Raw genomic sequence first — 14,173 nt, forward strand, 5'->3', positions numbered from 1 at the left:
TTTACCCCATAGAAAACATATGTTTTTATTTTAGCCATGACCCCTACCCTGATGGCACTCACGGATCAGTTAAGGCGCGAGATCGATCAGATGCCTGCGCAAATGCAGGTCGCGGCGAAGTATGTTGTCGATCATCCTGGCGACTTTGGGCTGAACCCGATCCGCGAAACCGCCGACAGGATCGGCATCAGTTCAAACGTGTTAGTACGGCTTGCACAGCGCATGGGCTTTGACAGCTTCGATGCTTTTCGCCAACCGTTTCGCCGCGCCTTGACAACGGACAGCGAAGACCGGCTGGGGCAAGGCTGGTTAGAAGCTTCGGCGGGGCAAGACCCGTTTCATCTGGCGCAAGTCAAATTCGCTCAGAACGAGATGAATGTTGTTTCGCGATCCCTGCGCCTGATGGATCCGCATCTGACGCAACACGCCATCGGGCACATGGTTTCCGCGCGGCGCTGTTACGTTACCGCGACCCGGTCCAGCCACGCCCTGGCCTATTACTTTCACTACGCAGGCCGCATGGCCCATCCCGGATTGCAACTGGTGCCCCGCCACATGGGGTCAGCTATCGACGATTTAGTCGAGGCCACAGATGAAGATTGTTTGTTTGCCATCACCGTCCATCCCTATTCCGCCGACACAATCCAGTCGATGCGATTTGCTCGTGACAGGTCCATGCGCATCGTGTTGCTGTCGGACAGCGAGGTGATCGCACCCGGGGTTGAACCGGATGTGGTTCTGCCTGTCAGCACCCGGACATTGCACCCATTCTCAAGCTTTTCCGGCGCGATGGCCGTGTTGGAATGTTTGCTCGGGCATCTTTTTGAGGCCAGCGGCAAAGAGGCCCGGGACCGCGTGGAACAGTATCAAAAAGCAAGGGAAGACACGGGCGCCTATTGGCGGCCCGGTGTTTTGCCAAAGCTCAGGAAGCCCTAACAACCTGGCTGCGTCGCGGCCCGCGCGCAGCTATTCGGCTAGGTTTTCCGTTTAGCACGGGGCTGCGGTCTGGTCGGGATTTCCTTTAGAAGCCCGCCAACCCCCATCGCTGCAATGTCTGCACCCCTAGTCTCAATTCCACACGCGATTCTGGATAGAACCCAATCGGCACCGTTCAACGCCGGAGAGCGCGCGCAACCGGGCAATCCAATCACCGGGCGATCTTGCAAGGCGCCCAAAAACAAGAGGTTTCCCGGATCCACCGGCATTCCAAAGCGATCCACCTGCCCGCCAGCCAGACGCACAGCCGACGGTGCTACATCTTCAGTGTCCGACGTCGCAGACCCTGTCAGGATCATCAGCACATCCCCATCGCTTTGCGAGACTGCTTCGGCCAGAGCTTCGACCCGGTGCGGAACGATCTGCACATCACACAGGTTCATATCCAGCAACTCGACCCGCCCTCGAATGGCGGCAATCCCTTTCTCATTTGATGGTCCGCCCGGAATGTCCGTCACGATCAGCCCGGCTGTTTGGTGAACCGGACGCGCCAAACGTATTGCGCCCTGTGCCAAACCGGCGGCGCGTTGGACATCCTCTGCCGGCACAGCGTAAGAGATGACCTTGATGGTCGCCACCATACCACCTGGTCCCATTTGCTGATGCTGGGGCACCGTGGCCACTGTGATCATCGGATTGACTTGGTTGAACCGCTCAAGCGCAGCGACATCCAAAACGGCCACCCCCGGTCCATCGGCCAAAAGGTTGACCCGCCCGGTAAACGCCTCGGTCACGCGCAGGTTGGCTGCGGCAGCATCAGGCGCAAGGGCTGCCGCCAAGTTACGTGCGGCCTCGTCCTCATGGCAGTCACCGGTATCAAGCTGTGCGACAATGACTTCGCTTAGACCAGCTTGCGTCAACTGCACGATATGTTCGGGCTGCAATGCCAGTCCCTTTCGCAGCTTGCGCCCACCTGCAGTGACCGAATGCGCCAGAATGGCCCCTTCGGCCTGCGCTACGGGAACCGGGCCAAACCTCATGCTTTGCCCCGCAAGACCGCTGTCATCTGAGCAAGAATAGCAACGGCGATTTCTGCAGGTCCCGCAGCACCAATATCCAATCCGATCGGGCCGTGAATTCTGGAAATCTGTTCCTCAGTGAACCCTGCAGCTTTCATGCGATCCACCCGTTTGGCATGGGTGCGCGTCGAGCCCAGAGCGCCGATATAAAATACACCTGCATCAAGTGCCGCTTGCAGCGCCGGGTCGTCCAGCTTGGGATCATGGGTCAGCAAGACAATGGCGGTCCGCGCGTCCAGCCCCAGCTTGGCCACCGCTTCGTCCGGCCAATCAGTCAGGATCGTTTCCCCCGGAAATCGCGCGCTGGATGCAAAGGCATCGCGCGGATCGATGATGGCCGGATCATAGCCCGCAATGCGCGCCATCGGTACAAGTGCCTGTGCGATATGGACGGCACCCACAACGATCAGCCGCAAAGGTGGGTTGTGAACCGCCACAAAGGTTTCGCCGTCCTCCTCAAAACCGGACCGATCCATACGCAGCCGTTCCGCATAAACGTTGCGGCGCAAAGCCCTGTGCCCGGTGTTTGTATTCACTTCATACGCCACCGGCTCGCGTGCGGCACGGGCTGCGACCAATTCTGCCAGCATGGGCTCGGGCAGGACCTTTCCAATGGGTTCGACCAGAACACGGATCGTACCGCCGCAGGCCAGACCAACGGCAAAGGCATCCTCGTCGCTGACGCCAAATTCCAAAAGCCGGGCTTCGCCCTCGTCCAAGGCTTCAAGCGCTTCAACGATCACCGCACCTTCTACACAGCCGCCGGAAACCGAGCCTTCAATCCGCCCGTCGCCGCCGATCACCAGTTGAGACCCTACGCGTCTCGGCGCGCTGCCCCAGGTTTCGACAACGGTCGCCAAGGCCGCGCCCCGCCCGCTGCGGTGCCAGCCCAAAGCCGTTTCCGGGCTGTTGTCGAATCGCTCCATCAAACCCTCCAGATGTCACCCGTTTCCAACATAGGCAGGATTGACGCGAAGAAAAGCGCGGCAGTCTAGCCAAAAGGTCTATGTCTGTTCTTTTTCAGCGCTATCAATGGCTGAACCACATTCAACAAATCATAGGATTGATTGTTAGGTGTCAGAGCTCTAGCTTGCACATGCAACCGGTATTGTACCGGACTGCGTATCCAAAATTTATATATCGGAGACAAGCAGTTGAAACGTTTTTTGACACTGGGTGCCGCAGTAGGTCTTTTGGCCTCGACGGCGGCGTGGGCTGACACATTCCAACGGTATGGAGAAGTCGAGGGCTGGAAAGTCTTCATCGACAATGAACGGAAATCCTGCCTGATCGAGGCCGTGGATGATGCGGAAAACGTCGTGCAGATGGGTCTGACCGAAGATCGCAGCGTCGGTTATGTCGGTGTGTTCACCAAAGCTGACACCGATATCAAACGGGGCGAGACGCAAGAGGTTGCCATCCTGATTGGTGACAACATCTACTTGGGTGAAGCCACAGGTATGAAAGGCAACATCACCAAGGGTTATTCAGGCGGTTACATTCTGTCGGACAATCCTCAATTCGCGGACGATCTGGCCAAGAAAAAGGTCATGATCGTGTTCCCCGAGACAGCGTATGCCTTCACTGTTGATCTGACCGGCACATACAAAGCTATGGAAATGGCGCGTAAGTGCAACGACGAGCAGCTGTCGTAGTCGACTAACTGGAAAGCGCGGCCATCAGCCGGGCTTTCTGACCCTGGTCGTCGGGTTTTGAAATCACGTCGGCCAGGTCTTCGAGTGAGGCAATGGAATGCCCTGCCCGGAAACTGTCCACATGCGGCAGCATGGTCGCCACGCCTTGCGCTTTTGGGGCGAACCCGTCCCAGCGCAGCAACGGATTCAGCCAGATCAGCCGTTTTGAAGACAGGTGCAGGCGCTCGATCTCTTTTTGCAGAACCTTAGGATCGCCCCGCTCCAACCCATCGGTAATGAGCAAGACAACCGCCCCCTGCCCCATGACGCGGCGCGACCAGTCACGGTTGAATTGGTGAAGGCACTCTCCTATACGCGTGCCGCCTTCCCAATCCTGCGCCTCGGCCCCGGCGGCGGCAAGCGCTGCATCCACATCCCGTTGACGTAAATGTCGGGTGATGTTGGTCAGGCGGGTGCCGAAAGTGAAAGCATGAACTTTGGCCCAGCCTGCACCTTTGGCGTTCGATACCGTATGCAGGAAATGCAGGATAATCCGACTGTATTGGCTCATCGATCCTGAGATATCACACAATGCCACAAGGTTGGGCCAGCGTGGCTTGGGCCGTAGCCTGTAGATATCGTGCAGCTCTCCGCCTTGCCGCATAGCCCCGCGCAAGGTGCGCGCCCGGTCTATTCGGTGCCCAAGATGGCTCGCCTGCCCCCGGCGCGACTCGATGGGTTTGACCGGCAGAGTCATCCGCGCCAAGACGCGTTTGGCTTGCGCTATTTCAGCGGTGCTCATCTGTTCAAAATCCAGATTGCGCAGTCGTTCCTCGGATGACGCCGTCTGAGTGGCGTCTATCTCGATTTCAGTTTCGCCTTCGTCTTGCGCGGCAGGTTCAGGCATATCCCGTTCGACGCCGTCCAACAGTGCCTCGGCCGCCCGTTTTTCACCCGCGTCCGCTTTACGCTCTTCCTGCACGCCGCGAATGGCGGGCAGCATCATGGCCATCATGTGTTCCATGTATCGTGGATCACGCCAATACATTCGGAAGACTTGCGCGAACACCGTTCGATGTTCCGGGCGGTTCACAAAACAGGCGTGCAGAGTCCAGTAAAAGTCCCGTTTCTTAGTAAACCCAGCCGCCTGCACGGCGTTGATGGCATCAATCACGCGCCCTGGGCCAATTGGCAAACCCGCCTTTCTGAGGGCACGGGCGAAGTGCGTGATATTCTGCGCCAGCTTTGGATTGTCCGGTATGTCCAGAGGGAGTTGTTCTGCCATCAGCATCCATGGGGGCTCTGCCCCCATACCCCCGGAGTATTTGTGAAAAGATGAAGCATCAGGCCGGTTCGAGGGTCGCCTTGGCCTCGTCCAGAATGCGTTTCGCCTCGGACCCTTGCAGTTTCTGGATGTCGTCCTGGTATTTCAGGATTGCGCCCAGAGTGTCGCCGATCACCTCTGGGCTGAGGTTCATCACATCCAGCGCCAGCAAGCATTTGGCCCAGTCAATGGTCTCAGCCACACCGGGTTTCTTGAACAGGTCCTCGGTGCGTAGTCGTTGAACAAAGGCCACGACCTCACGGCTGAGCGCATCAGCCGCTTCAGGTGCACGGGCGTGCAGGATTTCGATTTCGCGCTCGAAATCGGGATAGTCGACCCAATGATAAAGGCAGCGGCGTTTGAGGGCGTCATGCACCTCGCGCGTGCGGTTTGACGTGACAATGACAACGGGCGGCACGGGCGCTTTGACGGTGCCGAGTTCCGGGATCGTGACCTGAAAATCGCTGAGGGCCTCAAGCAGGAAGGCTTCGAAAGGTTCGTCGGTGCGGTCCAGCTCGTCGATCAGCAGAACCGGCGCGCCATATTCATCAGGCCGCATCGCTTGCAACAAGGGGCGTTCGATCAGGTATTCGTCTGAGAACAATTCCGCCTGAAGCGCGCTTCGGTCCGCCCCGCCCGACGCCTCAGCCGTACGGATCGCCACCATCTGCGCCGGAAAGTTCCATTCGTAAACGGCGGAGGACGCATCCAGACCTTCGTAGCATTGCAGACGGATAAGACGGCGATTTAACCCCGCAGCCAGCGCTTTGGCGATCTCGGTTTTACCAACGCCCGCTTCGCCCTCAAGAAACAACGGTCGGCCCAGTTTCAACGACAGAAAAACAACAGTCGCAAGGGCGCGTCCGCAGACATAGCCCTGGGCTCCCAACATCTGCTGCACGGCATCAATTGAATTTGGTTGCGTCATGAACCCTCTCTCCTTAGCGGACAAACAGGTCATGCACCGACCTGCGCGTCAAGACCTCGCGCCAAGACACAGCTACGACGTTCCGGTTGGTTGACAAGTTTTTTTGCCAAGGCGCGCGGTCGCGGTTGGTCTTTTTCAACAGCTATGCTAGCGGAAAGCCATGACCGATACCCTCACGATCCGCCGCCCCGACGACTGGCATCTGCATCTGCGCGATGGCGCCATGCTGCAGGCCGTTCTGCCCGAAACCGCGCGCCATTTTGGCCGTGCGATCATCATGCCCAATCTGGTGCCTCCGGTTGTCACCGGCGCGCACGCTGCGGCTTATCGCGACCGCATCATGGCCGCGCTGCCCGACGATATGACGTTTGAGCCGTTGATGACACTTTATCTGACCGAGGATACGGACCCGGACGATCTGGCGGCTGCCCATGCAAGCGGTTTGGTCAAGGCCGTGAAGCTGTACCCCGCAGGGGCTACGACCAACTCGCATTCGGGCGTGAGGAACTTTGACAACGTGCGTCCTGTGCTGGAGCGTATGGCCGAGATTGGCTTGCCCCTGTGTGTGCACGGTGAAGTCACCGACGCGGAGATCGACATTTTTGACCGTGAGGCAGTGTTCATCGACCGTGTACTGGACCCGATCCGAAAGGCCACTCCGGGTCTGCGCGTGGTGATGGAGCATATCACCACCCGAGACGGTGTTCAGTATGTCAAAGCCAATGAGGCAAATCTGGGCGCAACAATCACGGCGCATCACCTGATCATCAACCGCAACCACATTCTGGTTGGCGGGATCAAACCGCATTATTACTGCCTGCCCGTCGCCAAACGTGAAGAGCATCGGTTGGAGTTGTTGAAAGCCGCCACCTCGGGCGATCCGCGGTATTTCCTTGGCACCGACAGCGCTCCGCATACGGATGACAACAAGGAAATGGCCTGTGGTTGCGCGGGATGCTTCACGGCAACCAACACTATGTCCCTGGTGGCCGAGATGTTCGACCGCGAAAGTGCATTGGACAAGCTGGAAGGCTTTGTGTCGCTGAATGGTCCCGCTTTCTATCGAATGCCCGTGAACGAGGACACCATCACGCTGACCAAGGGCGAGCCGGTCGAATACCCCGACAAGATCGAAACCGGAGACGGACCCGTCACCGTTTTCGACCCCGGCTTTCCGTTGCATTGGCGCGTGGTTTAACCTGTCAGTTTGACAGCCAGATCGCGGGCGCGACCTCCGGTGCGCAGCATTGACCAGATCGCGTCCGCCTTATCCGTGCCGATCAACTTGGCCGCTTTGGCGCGGACACGGTCCTCGCGGTCAGACAGTGACATTGGGGTCAGCAGATCATGCGTTGCCTCACGACGAATACCGTCGCGGCGCAGCAAGGCCAAATGCGCCTGTGTCTCTGACAAGCTTTCATCTGCTTCAACAGTGATGCGGTCGCGCAAGGACGTAATGCGTGGGTCAGCGCAAACCTTATCCGTATAACTGCCGGGCAAGGCGGTATCATATCCCAGGGCCTGCATCGCGATGACAGTGCGGTATGAGAATTTAGCCCCTAACCCGCTTGCAGGTGTCAGCTGATTGCACACACTCATCCAACGCGGATGGGTTTTGATCTTGATCTCGGCCACTTCAGGCTCGGCGATGTCCAGTTCCCGCGCCGCTTCGAGCGCGGCGTGCAAGCCGTGACAACAGGCATGGAACTTGTGACTGACGCTTTCGAACAACCATTCATCGCCCAAACCGTCCAGCGCGCTTAAATCAGACACGCCCTGATGGGTTGCACCAAAGCCAAACGGGCCTTCGAGCGCATCGGCATTGGCCTGAAACCCGTGCTGCACCAGCAAGGCTGTTTCGACACCGGCTGACGCCGCAAGGCCCGCGTTATATGGCTTGCCCATCGTCCCGAACTGCGCCTTCAGTCCGGCTGCACGGGTGGCGGTCAGACCCAAAACGGATCGCATCTGGTTTATATCGAAGCCCAACAATCGCCCTGCGGCGACGGCGGCCCCAAATGCGCCGGACGTGGCTGTCTGGTGAAACCCGACCTGATAGTGCCCCCGACCCAACCACAGGCCAACACGAATTGAGGTTTCCATCCCAATCAAAGCGGCTTCGAGCAAGTCGACCAGAATACGATCATCCCACTCGGCCACAGCAAGCGCCGCCGGAAGGATGGCAACAGACGGATGCCCGATATGGGCAAAATGCGTGTCGTCATAATCCAGCGCATGAGACACGGTGCCATTCACCAACGCGGCTCCGCGCAATGGCGCTTCGCCTCCGCCAAATAGATGGGCCTGTGCCTGACCACCCTCGTCCAGAACCATCTTGCGAATGATGGATGAGACAGGTTCGTTCGCACCCGCTCGACCAACCGCAACCCAGTCCAGCACGGACAGAGACGTCACAATCCGCGCCTGAGATGTTGTTGAAATCGGTCCCGCCGCAAACGCGGCCAATGATGAAGTGAAATCCGTCATGGGCGCAGTCTAGCGAGCGCAATTGCCGCGTAAAGACCTAGCCGTAGAGTTCTTGGGCCCGCGCCTCGAACGCACGTACGATCCTTTGCATGGCTTCGTTGAACACGACGCCAATGATCCCTTGCAGAATCGCGTTCTTGAACTCGAAATCCACGTGGAACGAGATATTGCAGCCTCCATCCGGCGCATCCTCGAATTGCCAGTCGGACTTCATGTATTTGAAGGGGCCATCCAGATACTCGGTATCGATCTTCTTCTGGTCTGCAAATAGAGTCACCCGGCTGCCAAAACGTTCGCGGAACACTTTGAACGAGATGACCAGATCAGCTTCCATCACCTGCGCCTCGCCCACAGCATATGTCTTGCGGATCCGAGCTGCAGCGCACCACGGTAGAAACTGCGGATACTTGGCCACGTCCGCCACCAGATCATACATCTGCTGGGCCGTGTATGGCAGGTGGCGAGTTTCCGAATGGATAGGCATGACGTCCGGTATTTGCAGGTGACAATGGCGCGTCATGTCGTATGTTGCGCGCCAAAGATCAAGGGGGCAACGATGACTGACCGCGCATATGTGATAGATGAGATGATCTCGGCCAAGGCCATCGCTGCCAGAATTGAAGAGCTCTGTCGCGAAATCACAGCAGAATTCGGCAACACCGACAAGCTGGTTGTCGTGGGCTTGTTGCGCGGCAGTTTTGTTTTTATCGCCGATCTGGTCCGCGAATTGGATTTGCCGATCGAAGTGGATTTCCTTGAGGCGTCATCATACGGCGACGCCATGGAAAGCAGTCGGGAAGTTCGTATTCTCAAGGACTTGCGCGGCGCAATTGAAGGGCGTGATGTGCTGGTCGTTGAAGATATTGTGGATACAGGTCACACGCTGAATCATGTCACCAAACTTCTTCAAAGCCGCAAACCCGCGCGCCTAAAATCCATTGCCCTGCTCGACAAGCCCAGTCGTCGTGAAGTGGATTTCCGCTCAGACTGGATCGGGTTTGAGATCCCGGACGAATTTGTGGTCGGTTACGGCATCGACTACGCGCAGCGAAACAGAAACCTGCCCTTTATCGGCAAGGTCCGGTTTACGGGCGAATAAGTTGGCCTTCACTCACTGCTTTTTGGGTAGGTTGCCAACCAACCATTCTGCTATCTGAATATAAATAGACATAAGCTCATATTTTCCTCTAAAGTTCTTTAAAACAATGGAGGTCTGTTGATGAAGCGTATTGTCGCGACAGTTGGTGTTGTTATGGCGATCGAGGCCCTAGCCAGTGCAGGCGCTGCAAAGGACAACAAAGGCAAAGGGCAAGGGGCCAACAAAAACAAGTTGGAAAAAGCCATCAAGTCAAACGGCAAGGCGGTTCCACCCGGCCAAATCAAAAGATATACGCGCGGCCAAAAGTTGCCGGATGACTTGCGATTTGACTACATTGACGATCTCGACAATTGGAAGCTCAAGCCACTGGGCCCGGGTCAAAGATATATTCGGGTGGACGACGAGATTTTGTCGATATCGGACGACACAAAGACAGTCATAGAAGCTGTTGGAATTGTTAGTGATCTCGCCAACTGAATGAATTCAAACTGACGATCGCCTTCCAAGAGTGGCATCAATAGCGTTAAGGAAGATCCCAACACCTACGGGTATCAACGCATCTGGAAAATCATAGTCCGGATTGTGCAGTTGGGGATGATCCCGACCCGATCCCAACCAGAACATGGCGGCATTTGCGCACTTGCCAAACTGCCCGAAATCCTCGGAAAATCGCTGCGGCTGATCGACCAACCGGCATTTAATTCCCTGATCAACACAGGATCGCTTCAGAATTGAGACGGTTTCCGGGTGATTGACGCAAGCTTCGAAGACCTCATCGTAAGAAATCTCCACCGAAAGTCCCTCGTCCTGCGCCGTCTTGTGGACCATCGCTTCGGCTTCGTCGATCAGGCGCGTCATCCGTCGGTCCGAGACTGTACGCAGCGTCACCCACAATTCAGCTCGTCCGGGGGCAACACCCACAGTGCGCTCGCCCAGATTGGCGTGCGTGACGGTGGTTAAGGCGTAGTCGTCGTTCAAGTCGCCACCCGCCCCTAAATCAGCCAAGGCTGGCATTAGTTTGGCCAAGGCACCCGCTGGTGACACGCCATCTTGAGGCGCCGCCGCGTGCGAGGTCTTACCCGTCAGCACAACCTGCATACCGCGCGAGGCACAGTTTGCCGGACCGGTGCAGAGTTCGACCGCTCCAAGCTCCAACCCCGGCAAGTTGTGCAAGGACAATACGATATCCGGAGAAATCCCGGCAAATTGGGGATCTGCCCGGAACGCGACCGCGCCTTGCCCTGTCTCTTCGGCAGGCTGGAAAATCAAAACGACGCGACCGGAATTTGGACGTTTGTGACCCAAGGCGTCAGCGACACCCAGAACCATTGTCATGTGGCCGTCATGGCCGCAGAGATGCCCTTTGCAATCTGTTTGCGAGACATAAGGCAGATCAGCCACTTCCTGGATCGGAAGGCCATCCAACTCGCACCGAATGGCTAGAGTTGGACCCGGTTGCCCGCTTTCAAAAACACCGGCAACTCCATGTCCCCCGATGCCCGTCAGAACGCGATCTGCTCCGGCTTCGCGCAACAAATCAGCGACGCGCGCCGCAGTTTGCACTTCCTGCCCCGAAAGTTCCGGGTTCTGGTGCAATTCGCGGCGCAGGCGGGTCAGCCGTGCGACAAGATCCGGGGTCACGCTTGCTGCAGCTTTTCTTGACGCGCCGCCCTCAGACGGGCGAAATCGTCGCCTGCGTGGTAAGACGACCGGGTCAATGGTGTTGCCGACACCATCAGGAAGCCTTTTCCATAGGCCGCCTTTTCGTAAGAGGCGAATTCTTCCGGCGTGACGAAGCGATCCACACCATGGTGCTTTGGAGTCGGTTGCAGGTACTGACCAATGGTCAAAAAGTCGATATCCGCGGCGCGCATGTCATCCATGACCTGACGCACTTGCTGCTCGTCTTCGCCCAATCCAACCATGATGCCGGATTTGGTGAAAATCGACGGGTCCAGCTCTTTCACACGTTGCAGCAAACGCAGCGAGTGAAAATACCGCGCGCCGGGACGGACCTCGAGGTATAAACCCGGCACGGTTTCCAGATTGTGGTTGAACACATCGGGTTTCGCCTGAACCACAACCTCCAACACCTCAGGCTCACATTTCAGGAAGTCAGGTGTCAGAATTTCGATCGTGGTCTTCGGGGAACGGTGGCGCACTGCGCGAATGGTCTGCGCGAAATGCTCTGCTCCACCATCATTCAGGTCGTCGCGGTCCACCGATGTAATAACAACGTGGTTCAGGCCCAGCTTTTCAACCGCATGTGCCACGCGACCCGGTTCAAACGCATCCAACTCGTCAGGGCGCCCGGTGGCGATGTTGCAAAAGGTACAGCCGCGGGTACAGATCTCACCCATGATCATCATTGTGGCGTGACCCTGGCTCCAGCATTCGCCAACATTGGGGCAACCCGCTTCTTCACAAACCGTTACCAGATTGTTGTCACGCATGATCTTGCGGGTGTCCGCATAGCCCTTGCCACCCGGTGCCTTGACCCTGATCCAGTTCGGCTTTTTGGGTTGCGCGTTATCCGGGCGATGCGCTTTTTCCGGATGGCGTTGTTCTGGGATCTTGAGATCTCGCACGGCTGATATCCTGACTTTGGGTCAACTTTGTGTACCTATAACATAAACAAGTCGCCATTGTTACACCAGCGACGCATAGCCGCTATGCGCGTATTTTCCGCAAGCAAAATGATTTAAGGCTAAACTATATTTTTACCTTTTGTTTTCAAAGCTCAAAGGCAAGAAAAAACTTCGCAAGCGCAGAACTTCTTCGATTGAAGGTATTTTGGAACTGTTTTAAGTCCCGCTCAGATCACATCTTACTCACAGGAGCTTGAGCATGAAAACCGGAGCGAAACTGCCCGACGTGACCTTCCACACACGTGTCCGGGACGAGGCTGTTGAAGGCCCAAACCCGTTCCGTTGGGAAGACAAGACAACCGCCGATTACTTCGCTGGCAAGCGCGTAATCCTGTTCTCATTGCCCGGTGCGTTCACGCCGACCTGCTCGACCTACCAACTGCCGGGTTTCGAGAAAGGCTTTGCCGATTTTACCGCCCAAGGGATCGACGAGATTTACTGCATGTCCGTCAACGACAGCTTTGTGATGAACAAGTGGGCGCAGGATCAAAGCTTGAAAAACGTCAAAGTCATCCCTGACGGTTCGGCAGAGTTCACGCGCAAGATGGGTATGCTGGTCGACAAAGACAATCTGGGTTTCGGCATGCGTTCGTGGCGCTACGCCGCCATCGTCAATGATGGCGTGGTCGAAGCTTGGTTCGAAGAGCCCGGCCTGATGGATAACTGCCCCGAAGATCCCTATGGCGTATCTTCGCCGGAAAATCTGATGACACATCTTCAGGCAGCGGCAGAACCGGAATTGGCCTGATCACTGGCTTAAGGCATGAAAAAGGCCCGTTTTGCGCGGGCCTTTTTGTCTCTGGTGACTCTCAACCGATCATGCGGTCACGTTCAGCCTGATCCTTGTAATGTTGTTTGAGCCTCTGCAATGCAATGCGTAGGACAATCTTGCCGGACCGGGCCGACCACCCCATGCGCTTTTCCGCCAGTTCCAGCCCTTCGAGATAACAGCAACAGCGCAGCGCAACATCACTCAGACCCGGACCCAGATCTGACAGTGCGCGCGCAACTCTATCCCTTGCATCAGAAAACCCCCTGCCCCCATGCGCATCACTGTCGTAGGTGCCGCGACCATCCGCGGTCAGGAAATGATCCCAGTTCTGTGAAACCTGCGGACCAATTTGCGCCAGTTCGAAGGCTTCGCGCAAACGCTCTCCGGCCTTCACGAGTGTTTCATCCAGAAATGGTTTTCCGTCCCGATCGCGGCAACGTGCCAAAGCGGTCAATGGACTTTCCGTGGCGCTATATCGAATACGACTAATGCTTTGAGCAAGCCCACCTGGCGGCTTTGCGTGAAACCCACTTGGCGCTTCGGCAAAGCCAGGCTCTGTCCCGGCCCGGGCTTGGTTTTTGGCCTGAGCGATCAAACGGCTCAATGCCGTTCGTCCCGCTGACGAGATCCGACACCGCGAGATACGCCCGGGATTGTCGCAGGAAATCCAGCCTTTGAGCGCCAAGGCCTGTGCAATCTTGCAATCGACCACTGCAGTTCTGGTTGCAGCGCTGTCACCTGTGTCGCGGACAACAACGGCCTTGTCCATCTCCTCGGCCACCGCAAGCACGGATCCGGTTTCGCTCAGGCGACGCAGAATACGCAAAGCTTCGCGCTCAAACTCTTGCTCTTCAGCAGCCTCATCCTGAGAGGCAAATGATCTGTTACCCGTGCCGGAAACAGAAAAGTGCGTTTCAGCAAGCGATTGCAGTGCCGCATCAACCAGAGGATCATCGCGACGCATTTCGATACGTCGAATTTGCCTTAGGATGGTTGACGCATGGCATCCAGCTGACCGCGCTATTTCGCGGATCGAGCGGCAGGTTTCGGTATGGGCAAGGTATCTTTGCGCCCCCTCTGGAACCCATGCCGGAATGGTGAAAGCCATGTTGTTTTCCATCATTATTTGCCCTCATCGACAAAACAAACTGCTACTTTTCGCCCTCGGAATGCGGGTTAACCAATTCTAACTAGAGGTCCATTCGTTACTCGTTCGTTAACCGTACGAGGCACAAACCAGATTTGATTCAAAAAGATAAACAGTCG

At 56.8% G+C, this 14,173-nt stretch carries 15 protein-coding genes; 6 read left to right on the plus strand and 9 right to left on the minus strand.

Going from position 1 to position 14,173, the window contains the following annotated elements:
- Positions 1-51 precede the first annotated feature (51 nt).
- Positions 52-936, plus strand: a complete 885-nt coding sequence (locus ACR3EH_RS01500; protein WP_253758526.1) for a MurR/RpiR family transcriptional regulator — start codon at positions 52-54, stop codon at positions 934-936.
- A 38-nt stretch (positions 937-974) separates the two neighbouring features.
- Here ACR3EH_RS01500 and ACR3EH_RS01505 read toward each other — a convergent pair whose 3' ends face one another.
- Both ACR3EH_RS01505 and ACR3EH_RS01510 read right to left on the minus strand, forming a co-directional pair.
- Positions 975-1,976: a molybdopterin-binding protein gene (locus tag ACR3EH_RS01505; protein WP_171182962.1), complete on the minus strand. Its 1,002-nt coding sequence runs from the start codon at positions 1,974-1,976 to the stop codon at positions 975-977.
- Positions 1,973-2,941, minus strand: coding sequence for an XdhC family protein (locus tag ACR3EH_RS01510; RefSeq protein ID WP_171646878.1), 969 nt, complete (start codon positions 2,939-2,941; stop codon positions 1,973-1,975). The genes ACR3EH_RS01505 and ACR3EH_RS01510 overlap by 4 nt, the downstream gene beginning before the upstream one ends.
- Before the next feature lie 228 nt (positions 2,942-3,169).
- Here ACR3EH_RS01510 and ACR3EH_RS01515 point away from each other — a divergent pair, with 228 nt between their 5' ends.
- Positions 3,170-3,670, plus strand: a complete 501-nt coding sequence (locus ACR3EH_RS01515; RefSeq protein ID WP_171089709.1) for a hypothetical protein — start codon at positions 3,170-3,172, stop codon at positions 3,668-3,670.
- A gap of 4 nt (positions 3,671-3,674) precedes the next feature.
- Here ACR3EH_RS01515 and ACR3EH_RS01520 read toward each other — a convergent pair whose 3' ends face one another.
- On the minus strand, positions 3,675-4,934 hold the full coding sequence (locus ACR3EH_RS01520) for a vWA domain-containing protein (RefSeq protein ID WP_171646876.1): 1,260 nt from the start codon (positions 4,932-4,934) through the stop codon (positions 3,675-3,677).
- Between the two features lie 58 nt (positions 4,935-4,992).
- The gene (locus tag ACR3EH_RS01525; protein WP_171182956.1) at positions 4,993-5,901 is read right to left on the minus strand and encodes an AAA family ATPase; all 909 of its coding nucleotides are present in this window, start codon (positions 5,899-5,901) and stop codon (positions 4,993-4,995) included.
- A gap of 160 nt (positions 5,902-6,061) precedes the next feature.
- On the opposite strand from ACR3EH_RS01525, the gene pyrC reads away from it, so the two are divergent.
- Positions 6,062-7,099 carry a dihydroorotase gene (gene pyrC / locus ACR3EH_RS01530; RefSeq protein ID WP_171182954.1) on the plus strand — a complete coding sequence of 346 codons (1,038 nt, stop codon included), beginning with the start codon at positions 6,062-6,064 and terminating at the stop codon, positions 7,097-7,099.
- Here pyrC and ACR3EH_RS01535 read toward each other — a convergent pair.
- Positions 7,096-8,388: an MmgE/PrpD family protein gene (locus tag ACR3EH_RS01535; RefSeq protein ID WP_171182952.1), complete on the minus strand. Its 1,293-nt coding sequence runs from the start codon at positions 8,386-8,388 to the stop codon at positions 7,096-7,098. The two genes, pyrC and ACR3EH_RS01535, sit on opposite strands and share 4 nt — an antisense overlap.
- A gap of 37 nt (positions 8,389-8,425) precedes the next feature.
- Positions 8,426-8,872, minus strand: coding sequence for a type II toxin-antitoxin system RatA family toxin (locus ACR3EH_RS01540; RefSeq protein ID WP_171183625.1), 447 nt, complete (start codon positions 8,870-8,872; stop codon positions 8,426-8,428).
- Positions 8,873-8,944: 72 nt separating this feature from the next.
- On the opposite strand from ACR3EH_RS01540, the gene hpt reads away from it, so the two are divergent.
- On the plus strand, positions 8,945-9,487 hold the full coding sequence (gene hpt, locus ACR3EH_RS01545) for a hypoxanthine phosphoribosyltransferase (protein ID WP_171089696.1): 543 nt from the start codon (positions 8,945-8,947) through the stop codon (positions 9,485-9,487).
- A 120-nt stretch (positions 9,488-9,607) separates the two neighbouring features.
- Positions 9,608-9,964: a hypothetical protein gene (locus ACR3EH_RS01550; RefSeq protein WP_171675531.1), complete on the plus strand. Its 357-nt coding sequence runs from the start codon at positions 9,608-9,610 to the stop codon at positions 9,962-9,964.
- A 6-nt stretch (positions 9,965-9,970) separates the two neighbouring features.
- Here the strand turns inward: ACR3EH_RS01550 and ACR3EH_RS01555 are convergent, their stop codons facing one another.
- Positions 9,971-11,128: an amidohydrolase gene (locus ACR3EH_RS01555; RefSeq protein ID WP_171182949.1), complete on the minus strand. Its 1,158-nt coding sequence runs from the start codon at positions 11,126-11,128 to the stop codon at positions 9,971-9,973.
- On the minus strand, positions 11,125-12,075 hold the full coding sequence (gene lipA / locus ACR3EH_RS01560) for a lipoyl synthase (RefSeq protein WP_171675529.1): 951 nt from the start codon (positions 12,073-12,075) through the stop codon (positions 11,125-11,127). Before lipA ends, ACR3EH_RS01555 begins: the two co-directional genes overlap by 4 nt.
- Before the next feature lie 259 nt (positions 12,076-12,334).
- On the opposite strand from lipA, the gene ACR3EH_RS01565 reads away from it, so the two are divergent.
- Complete coding sequence (locus ACR3EH_RS01565; protein ID WP_171182945.1) at positions 12,335-12,883, plus strand: peroxiredoxin; 549 nt, start codon at positions 12,335-12,337, stop codon at positions 12,881-12,883.
- Between the two features lie 61 nt (positions 12,884-12,944).
- Here the strand turns inward: ACR3EH_RS01565 and ACR3EH_RS01570 are convergent, their stop codons facing one another.
- Entirely contained in the window at positions 12,945-14,027 is a 1,083-nt protein-coding gene (locus tag ACR3EH_RS01570) for a DUF6456 domain-containing protein (protein ID WP_171675605.1), read from the minus strand.
- Positions 14,028-14,173: the final 146 nt, after the last annotated feature.

Source organism: Ruegeria sp. BG7 (assembly GCF_056535685.1).